Annotated in this window: 15 protein-coding genes and 5 pseudogenes; 10 read left to right on the forward strand and 10 right to left on the reverse strand. The window is 57.9% G+C overall.

Features of this window, described 5'->3' with window-relative positions; genetic code table 11:
• Positions 1-76 precede the first annotated feature (76 nt).
• Entirely contained in the window at positions 77-301 is a 225-nt protein-coding gene (locus tag N7E01_RS08755) for a ribbon-helix-helix domain-containing protein (RefSeq protein WP_289175636.1), read from the forward strand.
• Positions 302-511: 210 nt separating this feature from the next.
• Here N7E01_RS08755 and N7E01_RS08760 read toward each other — a convergent pair whose 3' ends face one another.
• From N7E01_RS08760 to istA (N7E01_RS08780), 4 genes and pseudogenes are all read right to left on the reverse strand, one after another.
• A complete protein-coding gene (locus N7E01_RS08760; RefSeq protein WP_289175639.1) occupies positions 512-991 on the reverse strand; it encodes a hypothetical protein in 480 nt (159 codons plus the stop codon).
• Complete coding sequence (locus N7E01_RS19395) at positions 972-1640, reverse strand: AlbA family DNA-binding domain-containing protein (RefSeq protein WP_289175641.1); 669 nt, start codon at positions 1638-1640, stop codon at positions 972-974. Before N7E01_RS19395 ends, N7E01_RS08760 begins: the two co-directional genes overlap by 20 nt.
• A gap of 126 nt (positions 1641-1766) precedes the next feature.
• Positions 1767-2506, reverse strand: a pseudogene (istB, locus tag N7E01_RS08775) (IS21-like element helper ATPase IstB).
• Positions 2493-4013: an IS21 family transposase gene (istA, locus tag N7E01_RS08780; protein ID WP_289173100.1), complete on the reverse strand. Its 1521-nt coding sequence runs from the start codon at positions 4011-4013 to the stop codon at positions 2493-2495. The pseudogene istB (N7E01_RS08775) and the gene istA (N7E01_RS08780) overlap by 14 nt, the downstream one beginning before the upstream one ends.
• 440 nt (positions 4014-4453) lie before the next feature.
• Between istA (N7E01_RS08780) and N7E01_RS08785 the strand changes: the two genes are divergently transcribed.
• Positions 4454-4771 (forward strand): HigA family addiction module antitoxin, encoded by a 318-nt coding sequence (locus tag N7E01_RS08785; protein WP_289175646.1) that lies wholly within the window; start codon positions 4454-4456, stop codon positions 4769-4771.
• Between the two features lie 421 nt (positions 4772-5192).
• Positions 5193-6335, forward strand: a complete 1143-nt coding sequence (locus N7E01_RS08790) for an STY4528 family pathogenicity island replication protein (RefSeq protein ID WP_289175648.1) — start codon at positions 5193-5195, stop codon at positions 6333-6335.
• Between the two features lie 243 nt (positions 6336-6578).
• Here N7E01_RS08790 and istB (N7E01_RS08795) read toward each other — a convergent pair whose 3' ends face one another.
• The 4 genes from istB (N7E01_RS08795) to istA (N7E01_RS08810) are packed head-to-tail and all read right to left on the reverse strand — an operon-like array spanning position 6579 to position 8771.
• Positions 6579-7481: an IS21-like element helper ATPase IstB gene (istB, locus tag N7E01_RS08795; RefSeq protein ID WP_289175650.1), complete on the reverse strand. Its 903-nt coding sequence runs from the start codon at positions 7479-7481 to the stop codon at positions 6579-6581.
• Positions 7478-7792 (reverse strand): Mu transposase domain-containing protein, encoded by a 315-nt coding sequence (locus N7E01_RS08800; RefSeq protein WP_289175652.1) that lies wholly within the window; start codon positions 7790-7792, stop codon positions 7478-7480. Before N7E01_RS08800 ends, istB (N7E01_RS08795) begins: the two co-directional genes overlap by 4 nt.
• Positions 7771-8010, reverse strand: a complete 240-nt coding sequence (locus N7E01_RS08805) for a hypothetical protein (RefSeq protein WP_289175653.1) — start codon at positions 8008-8010, stop codon at positions 7771-7773. Before N7E01_RS08805 ends, N7E01_RS08800 begins: the two co-directional genes overlap by 22 nt.
• Positions 8011-8018: 8 nt before the next feature.
• Entirely contained in the window at positions 8019-8771 is a 753-nt protein-coding gene (gene istA, locus N7E01_RS08810) for an IS21 family transposase (RefSeq protein WP_289175655.1), read from the reverse strand.
• A gap of 749 nt (positions 8772-9520) precedes the next feature.
• Between istA (N7E01_RS08810) and N7E01_RS08815 the strand changes: the two are divergent.
• The 7 genes and pseudogenes from N7E01_RS08815 to N7E01_RS08845 all read left to right on the forward strand — a co-directional run.
• Positions 9521-10024 (forward strand): annotated as a pseudogene (locus N7E01_RS08815) (phage integrase N-terminal domain-containing protein); the annotation flags it as partial.
• A 487-nt stretch (positions 10025-10511) separates the two neighbouring features.
• Positions 10512-10892, forward strand: a complete 381-nt coding sequence (locus N7E01_RS08820) for a hypothetical protein (RefSeq protein ID WP_289175660.1) — start codon at positions 10512-10514, stop codon at positions 10890-10892.
• Positions 10838-11578: a TMAO reductase system periplasmic protein TorT gene (gene torT / locus N7E01_RS08825; protein ID WP_289175661.1), complete on the forward strand. Its 741-nt coding sequence runs from the start codon at positions 10838-10840 to the stop codon at positions 11576-11578. The genes N7E01_RS08820 and torT overlap by 55 nt, the downstream gene beginning before the upstream one ends.
• A gap of 35 nt (positions 11579-11613) precedes the next feature.
• Positions 11614-12329 (forward strand): annotated as a pseudogene (locus tag N7E01_RS08830) (SDR family NAD(P)-dependent oxidoreductase).
• 91 nt (positions 12330-12420) lie between these two features.
• A complete protein-coding gene (locus N7E01_RS08835; RefSeq protein WP_434089579.1) occupies positions 12421-13179 on the forward strand; it encodes an SDR family NAD(P)-dependent oxidoreductase in 759 nt (252 codons plus the stop codon).
• Positions 13180-13228: 49 nt separating this feature from the next.
• A complete protein-coding gene (locus N7E01_RS08840) occupies positions 13229-13861 on the forward strand; it encodes an SDR family NAD(P)-dependent oxidoreductase (RefSeq protein ID WP_289175665.1) in 633 nt (210 codons plus the stop codon).
• Positions 13803-14042: an SDR family oxidoreductase gene (locus tag N7E01_RS08845; RefSeq protein WP_289175667.1), complete on the forward strand. Its 240-nt coding sequence runs from the start codon at positions 13803-13805 to the stop codon at positions 14040-14042. The genes N7E01_RS08840 and N7E01_RS08845 overlap by 59 nt, the downstream gene beginning before the upstream one ends.
• 45 nt (positions 14043-14087) lie before the next feature.
• Here the strand turns inward: N7E01_RS08845 and N7E01_RS08850 are convergent.
• Both N7E01_RS08850 and N7E01_RS19400 read right to left on the reverse strand, forming a co-directional pair.
• Positions 14088-14214 (reverse strand): annotated as a pseudogene (locus tag N7E01_RS08850) (amidohydrolase); the annotation flags it as partial.
• A gap of 209 nt (positions 14215-14423) precedes the next feature.
• A pseudogene (locus N7E01_RS19400) lies at positions 14424-14852 on the reverse strand (MarR family winged helix-turn-helix transcriptional regulator).
• Positions 14853-14964 lie beyond the last annotated feature (112 nt).

Genomic DNA, 14964 nt, shown 5'->3' on the forward strand with positions numbered 1-14964 from the left:
AAACTGCATCGCGCATACTTGGTGATGTATTCATTATTGAGTATATTAAATACATTAAAACTGCAAGGAGCTGACCATGCCCCGCACGAATACCACTACCATGACAGTGCGCCTCAGTGGCTCTCTGAGCGAATTCGTTGCCACAAATGTTGGCGAATACGGCGACTACGAGAACGTCAGCGAATATGTGCGCGATCTTATTCGCCGTGACAAAGAAACCAGGAAGCGGCTGCATTCGAGCGGCTCAAGGCAGAACTCACCCACGCTTGGGCGGCACCAGAGTCGTCATACAAGCCCTTGACGGCAGCAGACGTCATCGCGCGTAACCGGACCTGATTTCCGTCATCTTTCCCATACCCAACATCACTTTCCGATACAGAAACTGAAGTTTCTTTCCATATCAATGGGTTGGGCTATTTATGGAGTGCACTCGGAGCACGGAAATAGGGGCTGAAAAATTGTAAATCTGGCGTGTTTGTTGCTTTATTGCCCCATCGTCGGGGGTTGTACGTTAAGGGCTGCCGGTTTTTGATGTTATGTAAGCTTGATGCGGGTGTTTGGCGCTTTCCGGGTAAAGGAAGTGCAAATCGCCCTTGCGTACCATTGGAATAAGGTGTTTGTTACGCAAATATTGTCGATCTTTTCCGAGCAAGGTTGCAAGCTGGTCGCCTGTCAGTGGAGTCCAGGCACAGAGGCGGCGAATACCTTCTCGCAGGGTTTTTTCTTTACTTCGGCTTTTCAGTGTTTCCACAAAGGTTGCAAGCTCGGAGGGTAAGGTTGCAAGCTCAAGGTTGCAACCTTCCTCGGTTTGGGTGGCATGCTCTTTTAAGTCGTCCTTTGGACTATTGCCACCCATGGTGCCACCCAGCGGTAACTCAGTCTGATTTGACTGAGTGCGTGACTGATGCAGTGAGTCCGTCAGGGTGTAGTAGGTGCGGCTGCCGGAACCTTGCTTTTCCAAAAGACCGCGGTCACGCAGTCGACGCAGCACCAGGCTGGCTGGCAAAGTATCTAGCCCGCTTCGACAGCGAGACGGCGCATGGCGCGGATGCCTGTGCCTTTTGCTTCTGCAATGTTGAGGTCGTGCAGAACGGCAGCAATGACGGGGTTGCGCAGGCGTGAGCCTGGGAGCCCAGATGCGTCGGGTCTTTGAGGGAGTAGCCAACGTTGCGAATTTCAATACGGTTGCTGTAGCGAATGATCTGGGTCGGGCTGTGAACCGTATAGCCACGAGGCAGGCCGGTAGCCTTCAGATACACGGGTTTTTGCGTGACGTCGGCCTCTGGTATGTGCACTACCAGTACGGTCTTGCCGTCAATGGTCTCAGTCAGCATCTCTGGTCGAATTACAACATTAAGCATTGACGTACATTGGCTGGCCAGATCGAGCTGTACTTTGTCAGGGTCGGGCAGGCCGACCGCACGGTACACAGTATCGCCTTTTTCGTTGACAAACCAGTCTGTGCCCAGCAGAAGATAGCCACCTTCCAGTCCAGGTTCGTTGGCGAAGGCGATAACCGTTTGCATCACTGACTTACCTGATTCGCTCGCGCGCTTGGCTTCAATACGGGTGGATTCGTCGACTGAGTTGAGCTCTTCGAGAAGGTCTCTGGCGCTGCGTAATGACGGCATCTTTTGCATCCTTATTCTTGCATGAGTTTTTTACTGCATTTTTAGCGAATCAAGGCATGTTGTCGCTTTCATATTGTCAATGGCCATTATTTTTGACCCACTTTTGGCCAATAAAATTGACCCACCCATTGTTTGTTAACTGGATGTTTTCTGCTTCAGTCGGTAGCTCTCGCCTCCCAGCATAAAGATGTTTGAGTGATGGATAACGCGGTCAATGATCGGGATGGCCACGTTATCGTGATGGAAGAACTCACCCCAATCGGTGAAGTCTTTGTTGGTGGTCAGGATGATGGATCGGTACTCGTACAGCGCATTCACGAGCTGGAACAAGTTGAACCGGGCCTGAGCCGTCATGGGTAAATAGCCGAGTTCATCAATGATCAACATATCGAATTTGGCCAGCTGGCTGATCCGTTTTTGAGCTCGCCTTTCATCTCGGCCAGCTCCAAGTCTTCCACCAGATCAAGCGCGGTGCGGAATAACACTTTGTAGCCCGCCTGGATCGCTTTCTGGCCAATCCCAATGGCCAGATGGGTCTTGCCCACACCGGGCGGGCCGATGAAGACCACGTTCTCGCGATTATCGATAAACCCGAAGTCCAGCAACGCATTGACCTGACGCTTGGTGATCGTGGTCTGATGGCGGTAGTCGAAGTCCTCCAGATGCTTGTCCAAGGGTAGACCGGCCTGGCGGTGGTGGCGACTGATACGGCTGCGGGTGCGTTCGGCAATTTCGTGCTCGGCCAGCATCTGGGCGAAGCTCAAGTGTGACAGGTCATTGGCCTCGGCCTGCGAGACCAGACCCACAAGGTCACGGCCGATGGCGCTTAAACGTAAGCTGCGATATTGTGCGCTGGTGTGCTCAAGCTGGCTCATGGGTCATCTCCTGTCCAGCAGAATGGCCAACAAGGGCGTAGGCACCCAGATCCAGAGGTTCGAACCAAGACTGACCAGACATCGGCTGATCGACGATGCGCCCGCGTTGTCGGGCCTGCTCATTCGCTTGCAGATAACGCTTAAGCAGACTGGCCGTCAGCTCATGGCGCTGCGACAGGCCGGTGATCAAGGTCATATTCAGCGGCATATGGGCCTGCAACAGCGAACGCACTGCGACGAGCTGGTCCCTATAGATTCGTGGGGATGTCCGTTTGAGCACCGCACATAATGCCAGGGCTGTGTCCGTTGGCATCATGCTCATAATCGCCTGTTCCAGGTCGCTGATACGCTGAGCATGGTCCCGGTAATGGTGACTATTCTTGACGATCCGGCCCCGCTCAGAACACACCGCGTGCACAGCAATCGTTTCGCCTGTTGCAAGGTCAGTGATCCTCAACCCATCGTCTTGTTCACACACACCGACGTTGGACTGCTGCCAAGCCATGGGCACGGAGTACTTGGTCGACTTCCATGAGATGAGGCCTGTCTTGTCGGCGCGCCGTGTTTGAACGCTGACCGCCCCAGTGGTCAGGCTGGCGGGGGATAGGTAAGGACGAAGGTGCTGACGTTCTTCATCTTCAAAGTGTGCTCGAGGCACTCGCCCTGTCGTGCCATGAACACGGGCATTGGCCACGTGATCAAGCCAGCGTTGGACATGCTCACGCAGTGCTTGTTCGCTGGCAAACTCCTCACCATAAAAACAATCCTGCTTAACGTATTTCACGCCTGCTTCTACTTTGCCTTTGCTCTCGGGGTCGTAACCCTCGCAGGCATGGATGCGGAATCCTGCCATGGTGGCAAACTCATGGAAGCGCTGGTTAACTGTCAATTCGCGATACTGCTCGCTGAGCACGACGAGCTTGGTCTGATCATACACACATTCTTCGGTGACACCGCCGAAGTAACGAAAGGCCTCATCATGCAATTGAATGAAGGCTGTGGTGTTCAGTGGCTTGAATGAGAGACCGACATACATCAAGCGCGAGCAGGAGAGCACGAACACCACAAAGTACACGGTTCGTTCTTGCCCACCCACAAGAACGCCACGCAGTTCACCTGGATCTACCTGGCACTGGATGCCGGGCATCAATTGCAGCACGGGTTCGTAATAGCGGGCCTGGCCTGTGGCGACGAGTTCTTTTAACGCCTGCACGTAGCGACGAATGCTGCGCGACGACACGCCCAACTCGCCCACACGTTGCTGTAGCCGACGCGCCAACTTGACCGCACTCAGCTGGGGAAAATGCTGAAGCTGATGGATCAGAAAGTCCCGATGCGCGTCCAGACGTTTATGCCGCGACCGATCCTCTTGAAGGATGCTGATCTGCGTTTCTTCCATCTGCAAATACTTGCGCACCGTATTGCGCGAAATCCCTAGCTCGTGACTGATGCCACGGATCGACATGCCATTGCCCTGGTCATACAGCCCTTTAATCTTGTGAATCACAACCCACTCCTTCACTACCGCGCTCCCGTTGCCCTTGATCTATGGGCAGGAACGCTACATGTTTCGTGGCCTCGCAGCCACCGGCAGGTGGGTCAAAATTGTTGGCCATAACTGGGTCAGTTTAATTGGCCATTAACACATTATTCTTGAATAAAAGTTACTTATTGCACGTTCAAGATGATCGTGCCGCTGTTGTATTGTTTGTTCACCGTGACAACTATCAAGGAATTCTTGACAGTTCAATCTGGGGGGATGGTGATCTCACGAGTGACGCCGGCAGGAGGGTTATCACCTTCGGTCATGAATTGTGCGGACACTGCCCGCACTTTCTGGTGGTCAATGTCACTTGGAATTAAATGGAGGGTTTGTGCGGGCGGGCACCGTCTGCACAATCTGAGAGTAGGTTCGGTAAAAGGTCAGATGTTAGAAAGGTTATGGTTATGAGAAAAACAAAACGTCGTCCAGTAACCGTGGGTGAAATGCTGGTTACCGAGTTTCTGGAGCCGATGAATATTGAAATCAGTGAACTCGCCGCGGCGATGGGTGTGCACCGAAATACGCTCAGCCGGATCGTTCATGACAAAGGCGTACTGACCGCACCCATGGCAATCAAACTTGCAGCAGCTCTGGGGAACACGCCGGAGTTCTGGCTCAATGTTCAGCACGCGGTTGAGTTATGGGATGTCCGTCACCGGGCTTATGAGCAAGAAGCCAAGAATGTGACACGGATAAAGCCACACCCTGCTATTTCTGCGTGAATAACATTCCCGAATCACTTCCCGATACAGAAGCTGGAGAAAGCCGTCTACCCAGTTGAATCTAAAGCGTTTTATAAATTACGCTTTAGATGCTTGGACATAAACTTGGACATATATTGGTGTCCTAACTTTCTGTAGATTTCTGTGGACACCAATGGAAGAGCCGCCGCGATCTAGTAGTCACAGAGCGACCGTAGATAACCCTCCCAAGACAGCGACTTTCAAGGCGCGCCGATGAAAGCGTTTTCGCAAGTAAATGACCAAACTGGCTAGATTTTACTGCTGAACGCCTTCTATTTCACCCTCATCGGCGCTATCAAATTGGTCACGAGGCAAACCGCATTGTTAGCTGACCAGATGTTTCGCTCGCGATGAGATGCAGGGGAACGGGCCGCCGTGGCCCATACCCTGGAGATCTCTCATGGCAAACCAACACACCCATCACAACCCGCAGGAGCAAGACGCCTTATTCACCACCCCAGTCTCGCTCATGCTCGATGCACGCCTCACACCCTTGGATCGCAACGGCTGGCAGGTGCTGCGCATGTTGCGTACGCCCAATGGCCATAGCCCTCTGGCAACTCTGGGACAATTGCGCCGCTATCTCACCTCTACGCCGCTGGGGCAACGGGCAGGATACGAGACGGCTTTGCGCGTGCTCGTCGTGCTTCGGCTCACGGGGTGGATCAGTCTCGTGGGCCAGCATCGCGACCCCTTAAGCGGCCAGGTGCTCAGCCAGTGGTATCAAGTTCACGAGAAACCGCTGATGTTTCCTGATGCATGTGCCTTGGATGCGAGCCTTTCCGCGTTGCTGCAATCGTCCATCGGACACGAGAACAACCAGGTGGATCGGGTGGCTCTCCATGTTCAGGAGACGCTCATGCAAGCGTCTGAAGCGGCTCCCATGCCTGCCCACGCGCAGCGTCACGATGATGATGATTTGCCCCCGACGCCGCCGTCGCAACAGAGCGAGGCGGCAGGCTCTGTACCGTTGCCCGACAATTCCGTGGGCAGCATGGTAGTTCTGCCACAGACCGCAGCGCCCCGGCAGACGACGGTTCAGTCAGACAGTACGTATAAGACGTATATGTATAAAGAAGTACGTACGTATCGCGCGCGCGAGGAAAATCGGGATCCTGCATCCGTGCCGATGAACTTGCCGCCTTGCCTGAGCCATGCCCAGGCCGATCAACAGAAGGATGTGCAGGCCGCTTTGCGGCGGTTGCCAGCCCAGTATCGCCAGGACGTGCTGGACGAGTTGCAGGCGCGCAGCCAGCGCGGCACCGTGCACAATGCCGTGGCCTACTTCTTCGCCTTGGTCAAACGCGTTTTTGCAGGCGAGTTCCGTCTGTGGGCAGGTCGCAAGCAGAGTGCCCCTGTGACTGCGCCGACGGCCCCTGAGCGCACTCCAGCCCGTGCACAAGCGCCTGCGTCACCGGTGTCGCGTGAAACCGCCTTGGCGCACCTTGCGCACATTCGCCAGGTGCTGCATGCGCCGATGAGGACTGGCGAGCTTGCCGCACAGACCATGCCGCTCCAGGGATGGCGGCCTTGCCCCGCCTAGTGCGCTTACCTTCGCGGCCTGAGGCCTTGACCAAGAGGCGCTGCCTCTTGGAACTCCGTTCTCGCCGAAGGGCAAGGGTGCAGGGTGGGCAAACATCGCCTGCACCCCGCCGACAGGCTCAGACGCTGCGCGGGCGTCAATGGTGCGCTGCGCCGGGTGCTCACCCGTTCGGTGCTCGCCTACGGCTGCGCTCCGCTGCGGCTTGCGCGCCCGCCATGGACCCCCACTACGCGCACGACCGCCTCACACGCAAGCTGCCTGTGCAGGCGTGGCATGGGCACCATGGCATCGCTGCGCAGGTAGCCGACAAGGCCAAGGGCCGCGTCTGTCAAGGGTCATCCAAATTTCCCCACCTTGATTGCCGTCATTCGACGGTGGGGTTTCAGCGGGCCTGACCAGGCCCGCTTTAAGTTTGTCTTTGAGGCGATAAGAATTTCCTCGGATGTTCATGGTGATGGCATGGTGAAGGACGCGATCCAAGATCGCGGTGGCGATGACCCGATCCCCGAAGACGTCCGCCCAGGCGCCGAAGCTTTGATTGCTGGTTAGGATCATTGGCCCTTTCTCATAGCGTCGACTGATGAGCTGGAAGAACAGATTGGCGCCCTGACGATCAATGGGCAGATAACCAATTTCGTCGATGATGAGTAGACGCGGAACTGTATAGAACTTCAGCTTTTCCTCCAGCCTGCCTTCGCCGGCCGCCTTGGTCAGCGTTGCAATCATGGCCGCCGCCGTGGTGAACAACACACGGTAGCCGGCTTCGATGGCCTTGATCCCCAGGCCGACACCTAGATGCGTTTTGCCCACGCCGGGCGGCCCCAAGATGACGATGTTTTCGCCATGCTCGATGTAATGGCACGAGGCCAGGGTCTCCACCTGCTTGCGATCGATAGAGGGTTGGTAGGTAAAGTCGAAGCTTTCCAGGTCTTTCACGAAGGGGAATCTGGCTAGCGAGGTACGTATGGTCACGTTCTTGGCCGTCTTGCTGGCAACCTCCTCGCCCAGCAGTTGATCCAGGAAGTCGGCATAAGGCAGCTCGTCGGCTGTCGCCTGTTGCAATAAGGCTTCGAGACGGTCGCGACTCTTGAACAGACGCAGCTTGGCCATGTGCTCCTGTAGCCGCTCTAGTTGGCCGGCCATCATCTCGCCACCTCTTCATAGACGTTCAGATCGCGCACCTCCACGTCCGCCGGCCCCCACCAGCGATTTAGGCTATCGGCTCCTGCCAGACTGAAGCGTTGACGCCTATTGCGCGCCACCGCGCCCGGGCCATGCTCGGGCAGGATACGCATCTCATGGCGACCCGCGAGTAGGGGATGTTCGGCGACGATGTCGTGGCCATATTGCACGCGAAGCACACCACCAACGGGGATGATTTGCACCTCCTTGCCGATCAGACCGAAGGGCACCGAGTAACGGTTGCTTCGATAGCTCACCAGATAGTCTTCGGCCACAATGCGCGAGACACTGCGCCGTTCGCTAAAGGGCCTTGGCCAAGGCTGGGCATAAGGACCTGGGCCTCTGAGGCAAACCGATCAATCGGCCGCTGGTGCGTCGTGCCGTGCACGCGTACATCGGCCACCGTCGCCATCCATTCGTCCATCTGCTCCTGTACATCAACCATGTCGGTAAAGATGCGCCCGGGCAGGAAGTTGCGTTTGACGTATTTCACGCCCGACTCTACCTTGCCCTTGGTCTGCGCCCGATACGGGGCGCACACCTGGGTTCAAACCCCCAATGCCGGGCAAACTCGCGGAAGGTATCGTTCCAGCGCCAGCCCTTGCCTGGCACCGGCCTGCACACCGTACGTGGCCGATCGTAGAGCAGCTCACGGGTCAGACCGCCGAAGTACTCGAAGGCCGCTTCGTGGCTTTCCAGAAACAACCCCAACTGCTCATTGGCGCAAGCCCGGTAGTAACCCCGCCTGCTGTAGCCCAGGGTCAGCACAAAGATATGCAGCACGACCGGGCGGTGGCGCAGGTAAATACCCGTCTGGCCCCAATCGATCTGGCTTTGTTGACCTGGTTCCGTCTCGAATCGACGTTGGCACAACTCGGCGGCCGTGCGGGCTTGGGCGCGCAACGGCACCACAAAACGCTTGACCGTCTCATAACTGCCCCCAAATTCGCGATCTCGACACAGCTCCTGATACAAAATACGAGCCGAGTAATCAACGTGCGCCGCGCGCTCACGCAGAAACTGCGCATGCGAGGCCAATAGCGTATCAGCACGTTCCGGACGGGCATAGGCCCGCCACGGCTCCTTGAGCCACTTGCGTACCGTCTTGCGATCAATCTCCAATTGCCGCGCGATCTCCGAATTCGAGAGGCCTTGATCGCTCATTCGCCGCACTTCCTCCCAGCGTTCTTTACTCAGCATCACGGCCTCCACAGGCTTGGCATGAACTGCCATGATGCGCTGGTTCTGATTCATCTGAGTATCCATCTGCTTTATCTCCAAAAAGCAGGTGGGGAATTTTCAATGACCCCAAGTGGGGATTATTGGATGACCGATGACAGCGTCAGTGCCGCAGATGAGGGACAGGCGCGAACGCGGGCGCAACGCTTTTGTGGGGCACGGCACCGCTGCCGCAACAAGGGCCGTCACTGCACGCCGCAGTGACGGCCCCACGAATCCCGCGCCAAATAGGGGTACGACGGTGTTCTTATTGTTTGCGGCATGCGTGATGATGCCCTTTTACACTGATCTTGCATGACGCCTGGACCGATGGGCCTTGTTCATCGGCAGCCCCAAAGACGCCGGTTCCTGCAAGCGTCTGCCTACCCATGGCGGAACCAACCCCAGACATGCCCAGGCTCCCCGCATGCCGACCCCTACCCATGGGGCAGAGCTCTCTTTCTCCGACGGTTCTCGTCCATCCAGCGCCCACGGCGCGCTATTGCTGCGGCCTCGTATCGAGCGCAATGCTCGCAACCAGCCCTACCTGTCCTACTTACTTTCAAAGGAGGTTTTTATCCCCGCTACTGGCTTCATTGGTCTTTTGCTGTACCTCTGCCCTGTCTTGCCTCAGGAAGCACGGCAGACGCCTCATCATCGAGGCAAATCGGTGTTCTGAGCACCATGCCCATGTCCTTCGGGAGCCTCGCCTTGGCGAGCCGGCAATTTCACTTACCGATTCGATCTCAGAAAGCAGGACAAGACACCAGATATACGGAGGCCGCATGGACGACCTGACCTATGGATTGCGTCAGTTGTGTCGGCGCAATAAGGATGGCAGCCACGCCACCCAGGCCGACCGGCTGCGTGGGTTAACGTTGGTTGCCCGCCAGTTGGGCGAGGCAGGTTTTCGGCGGATGAGCCCGAGCTCAATCAAGGGCAAGCACGTGCAAGCGCTCATCGAACGCTGGCAAGCCGAAAGTTTGTCCACCGGTACCATTAAAAACCGCGTGGCGCATCTGCGCTGGTGGGCCGAGAAGGTGGGCAAGGCTGGCGTCATTGCCGCCGACAACACACGCTTGGGGCTCCCTGAGCGGCAGCATGTGACCCATGCCGACAAATCCAAGACGTTGGGCAGTGCGCTGGGTGGTGTGCGCGATGCGCATGTACGGATGAGTCTGCAATTGCAGCAAGCCTTCGGGCTGCGCCGCGAAGAGTCCATCAAGTTCCAACCCGCCTATGCGGACCGGGGTGACCATATCGCGCGCAACGGCACGTCAGCGAACGGAGAGCTCTCCCCATTTCTACGTGGAAGCAAGGGAAATAGCGGGCGTCTGGTGCCTGCTAGAGGAGTTGAATCCCTGACCTTCACATTACAAGTGTGCTGTTCTACCAACTGAGCTAAGCCGGCCAAAGGCGGTGTTCTACTCCAATTGATGGTGGCCCGCGGCAGGTGAAGCATGCCCGGCGACGAGAAAAACCAAGGATCCACGCGCTCTGCGTGTGCCCGGATCGATCACCCGTGAAAACCCTAGTAGTCGCATACAAATTTGCATGCGATTATGTATACAATTATAGGGGATGGATATTCGCTGCGGAATCGGCTTGGATACGTTCGAATCGCCGGATACGAGACGCGGCAAAGTCGAATCCGCATCGATACGTGCGTGATGCAAACCAGCGAAGAAGGAGCCGTTGCGGGCGCTGGGGTTAATTGAACCCAAAGCGGTTGGCAAAGCAGGCCAATTAAAACTTGAATGAAAATAAGGAGACGGTATGAAGAAGAATTATTCCTGTAAAGCCTTGATCGCCCTAGGTGCCCTGGCGGTTTCACCACTGGGGGCCGCGGCAGATTGGTTTCCCATGGATGTGCAGCAGATTATGCCGGAGGGCACGACCAAGGTGGTTCAGTACCAGGCTGTGGACAAGGCCGCTCAGCCTTGGAAGATCTGCGCGGCGCTTCCTCATCTGAAAGATGCATTCTGGATGGCCACTGATTACGGCATGGTCGAAGAGGCCAAGCGCCTGGGTGTGAATCTGCATATTATGGACGCGGGGGCTATCCCAACCTCAATAATCAGATCTCGCAGGTTGAGAACTGCGTGGCCGGGGGCGCCCAGGCGGTCATCCTCGCCGCCGTGTCGCGCGACGGCCTGAACAATCTGATCGCCGAGCTGAAGAAAAAGAACGTGCCGGTTATCGATCTGCTGATCGGCGTTTCTTCTCCGGATGTCAGCTCGCACGTGCTGGCGTCGCCTTACGCCGAAGGATACAACGCGGGCCAGTTCCTGGTGCGCAGGCATCCAGACGGTACGCCCAAGGTTAAGGTTGCCTGGCTGCCCGGGCCCGCTGGAACCGGCTTTGTCGAGCAGTTCGACAAGGGTTTCAAAGAGGGCATCAAGGGCGGTGCTATCGACATCGTGGAAACCAAACACGGAGATCTGGGCAAGGAAGTGCAGGCGCGCCTGATAGAGGACGTGCTGCAAACCCACAAAGAGCTGGACTACATTGTAGGGTCGGGCGTCACTGCTGAGGCGGGCGTGCCTGTGCTGCGCGCGCACAACCGTCACGATGGCGTCAAGCTGGTTGCCCTGTACATGACCCCCGGCGTTTACCAAGGCATCAAGCAGAAGGCCATAGAAGCCGCCTACATGGAGCGAGGCGTGCTGAGTTCGCGCATTGCGGTCAACCAGGCTGTGAAGCTGCTTGAAAAGCAGGACGTCATCCGCGAGATGGTGGTCGAGGGCCAATATTTCGATCAGTCCGATATCGACAAGGCCGACATCAGCCAATCTTTCGCACCTACGGGGTTTCGCCCAGTTTTCAGAGTCGAAGCCCGCTGAGCTTTCAATCGTTAAACAGAAGAGCCGAGGATTGCATGAGAGTACTTGAAGGAAAAGTGGTGATATTGACGGGCGCCGGGGCAGGCATCGGCGCAGCGGTGGCGCGGCGCTATGTCCAGGAGGGGGCACGGGTGGTGGGTGTCGACCGGTCAGCGGGAATTCACGCGCTGGCTCAAGAGCTGGGGCCAGCGCTGATTCCCGTCGTGGCCGATGTTTCCACCGGGAGGGAAACCAGGCGGCCGTGGACGCCGCCCGCCGAGAATGGGGGCGCATCGACGTGTTCGTCGGCAATGCGGGCATCACCGATGCGGCCCAAGCGCTGGCCGATATCCCCGGCCCGAGCGTCTCCAGCGCGTTCACTGAGCTGTTCGGTGTCAATGTGCTTGCGCCCATGCTTGGCGTGCGTGCGGCATTGGACGACCTGATTGCCGCCAAAGGATGCGTGATTCTCACGGCCTCCTTTGCCAGCTTCAATGTCGCCGGCGGAGGTGCACTTTATACGGCGTCCAAGCATGCTGTATTGGGATTGATCCGCCAACTGGCTTACGAACTGGCGCCCGATGTGCGCGTCAACGGCGTCGCGCCCGGCGTTGCACCGACGCGCTTGAGGGGCTGGGCGCGCTGGGCCAGGCGGAGACCGATTCTGTGCTGGATGGAACGCGCTATGTGCTACCTCTGCAGAAAGTTCCCAGTGTTGAAGAGTACACCGGTATTTTCACGCTTCTGGCGTCGGCCGAGCAGTCGGGCTTGATGACCGGCTCCGTCATCACTGCCGACAGCGGGTTGTCGATTCGAGGCTTGACCAAGCCGGGCGGCCGGGTTTCGGCACCTGGAGATCAATGATGGCTATAAGTCTCGCAGGGCGGGTGGCGCTGGTGACTGGAGCCCGCCAGGGCATCGGAGCGGCCATCGCCGAGGCGCTGATGGAAAGCGGTGCCTCCGTGGTGATTACGGGGCGGGATTCTGGGCAAGTGTCGGAAAGTGTAAGTCGCTTCGCCGACAAGACGGGCGCCAACGTGCAGGGCTTCGTCGGTAATGTGGCGGACGAGGCGGACGTAGCCAGGCTGCTGCGTGAGGTGCCCGCCATCGATATCCTGGTCAATAACGCGGGCGGTTTTCTGCGCGCCGTCGATACGCTGGAGTCCACACGCGCCGAATGGGAGCAGCAGCTGGCGGTGAACCTGACGGGGCCGTTCCTGATCTGCCGTGCCGTGCTGCCGGGCATGATCGAACGCAAATGGGGGCGCATCGTCAATATCGGCTCTATCACCGCGTCCGCGCCCGCGTTGGGCAATGCGACGGGCTACGTGGCGGCCAAGGCGGGCCTGATCGGCTTTACGCGGCAACTGGCGCTGGAAGTGGCGCGGCACGGCGTTACCGTCAACGCCATCAATCCCGGCACGGTGGCGACGGAACATCTGCGCGACTATCTTGACACCGAGGGTGCCGTCAGCCACGACGCATTGACTGCTTCGATACCCGTGGGCCGGCTGGGCGCTCCGCATGAAATCGCCGGCATTGTGCCCTATATCGCTTCCGATCTGGGTGCTTTCATGACGGGCGCCGTGGTCGAAATCAACGGCGGCGCGCTGATGGCATAGCGTCATGACATCGTATTTGGATTACTAGCATTACTATGAAGGAGGAATCATGTCGGAGTTGGATGGAAAGGTAGCCCTGGTGACGGGCGGCGCGGCTGGTATCGGACGCGCGGTGGTCGCCGCCTATGTGGCGCAAGGAATGCGGGTGGGCGTGCTGGACCGCAATGCCGAGACGCTTGCGGCCGTATGCGAGGAATTTGGTCCAGCGGTCCACGGCATCCTGGGCTCGGTCGAAACCATGGCCGATAACCAGCGGGCCGTGGACGAAGTGGTCAAGGCGTTTGGCCGCCTTGACGTGTTCGTGGGCAATGCGGGGGTCGGCGCCGGCAACTTGAAGCTCGTGGACATCCCCGTCGGGCAGCTCGAGGCAGCGATCGATGAAATCTATGCGATCAATGTCAAAAGCTATTTGCTCGGTGCCCGGGCCAGCTTGCCCGCCCTGCTTAAAACCGGTGGATCGATGATTTTCTCGTGCTCCTTGGCGAGCTATCGTGCGGTCGACGACGGCGTACTGTACGTTTCCACCAAGCATGCGAACCTGGGCATCGTGCATCAATTGGCACTGGGAGTTCGCGCCGCATGTACGGGTCAACGGAGTCGCCATTGGTGTCGCACGCACCCGCATGGAAGGCTTGAAGTGCTTGAGCCAGTCGCCGATAGACGCCGTGCTGCCCGGCGCTGAAAAAGTCATCCCGATGGGCTTCATCCCCGAGCCCGAAGACTATGGACCGGCCTTCGTGTATCTGGCTTCGCCTGGCGCGCGCCTCGTTACCGGCGAATGTCTCTGGGCGGACAGCGGCTTTGGCGTGAGGGGAATCGGCAGCGCAGCGGGCGGAACCGACCTGCTGCGCGCCGACCTCTGATTGGCGGGCCCTTTCTGGGCTGTTGCCCGGCCGCCGGCCGGGCAACAGCCTGAACAGCCGCACCGAGTTGCTGCGTCCTATCTTGAGGCGGTCCGCCATCGCTGATGGATGTCTGGTCAAACTAGTTGGCCGCATGATCGATGTTTTCAAACGGCCAGTCGGTCGAGAACAGGGATGCTGCAGACGATCACCAGGAGGACGGGCTCGGGTACGCGGGTAGGCGAGGAAATACCACCCGCATCAGCATACCCTGGTCCTGCGCCGTGCATTCGGCCAGGGTCGCACTAGGGACCTCGCCACGTGATAGGGCCAGCAGCACGTCCGCGGGAATGTCCGCGACGCGGGTGTAGCCCTTTCGAGAGGCCAAATCTCTCAGTGCGCTCATGTCTTCGCATCCGCGAGATTGGCCGCCACTTTTTCCAGCAGCCCAGCCAGTTGTTTACGCTCGGCCGCATCCAGGTTGCCATACAGACCGCCAATCCAATGGCTGTGCTCCTTGAACACCCGCTTAGCTAAACGCTTGCCCTTGGACGTGAGACGGACTGTCACGGCGCGACGGTCGCCCGCCATCGCATGGCGCTCGCTCAATGCCTCGCGCTCTGCCAGCACATTTGGCGACAAACCGTCGGCAGAGGCATCCAGCAAAAAGCATTACAAAACGCCCCTCGGAAAGGCCATATGGCGCCAGTCTCGGTCGATGCTCGTCGCCACCGACAGTGTCTGAAAGCACAAACGGATGCCCTCCACATCAGGCATCTTCAACTGGCGAGCTTCATGCAGCAGTGCTTCATACTTTTGCTCGAGCTTCATGCCATCGGTAATATATAGTAAGGTGGCTTATTATATGCTGCCTTCGGATTGCTCTTGTCTCCACGGATCAAGGCGATGTTGGAGCGTCTTGCCGGCGTTGGGCTCTCTGGAC

Origin of the sequence: Neopusillimonas aromaticivorans, from assembly GCF_030344915.1 — a bacterium.
Taxonomy (GTDB): Bacteria; Pseudomonadota; Gammaproteobacteria; order Burkholderiales; family Burkholderiaceae_B; genus Neopusillimonas; species Neopusillimonas aromaticivorans.

Coding starts and splice junctions, on each gene's coding strand:
- N7E01_RS08755 (WP_289175636.1), top strand. CDS start 77: ATGCCCCGCACGAATACCACTACCATGACAGTGCGCCTCAGTGGCTCT.
- N7E01_RS19395 (WP_289175641.1), bottom strand. CDS start 1,640: ATGCAAAAGATGCCGTCATTACGCAGCGCCAGAGACCTTCTCGAAGAG.
- N7E01_RS08785 (WP_289175646.1), top strand. CDS start 4,454: ATGAGAAAAACAAAACGTCGTCCAGTAACCGTGGGTGAAATGCTGGTT.
- N7E01_RS08790 (WP_289175648.1), top strand. CDS start 5,193: ATGGCAAACCAACACACCCATCACAACCCGCAGGAGCAAGACGCCTTA.
- istB (WP_289175650.1), bottom strand. CDS start 7,481: ATGATGGCCGGCCAACTAGAGCGGCTACAGGAGCACATGGCCAAGCTG.
- istA (WP_289175655.1), bottom strand. CDS start 8,771: ATGAATCAGAACCAGCGCATCATGGCAGTTCATGCCAAGCCTGTGGAG.
- N7E01_RS08820 (WP_289175660.1), top strand. CDS start 10,512: ATGAAGAAGAATTATTCCTGTAAAGCCTTGATCGCCCTAGGTGCCCTG.
- N7E01_RS08835 (WP_434089579.1), top strand. CDS start 12,421: ATGGCTATAAGTCTCGCAGGGCGGGTGGCGCTGGTGACTGGAGCCCGC.
- N7E01_RS08840 (WP_289175665.1), top strand. CDS start 13,229: ATGTCGGAGTTGGATGGAAAGGTAGCCCTGGTGACGGGCGGCGCGGCT.
- N7E01_RS08845 (WP_289175667.1), top strand. CDS start 13,803: ATGGAAGGCTTGAAGTGCTTGAGCCAGTCGCCGATAGACGCCGTGCTG.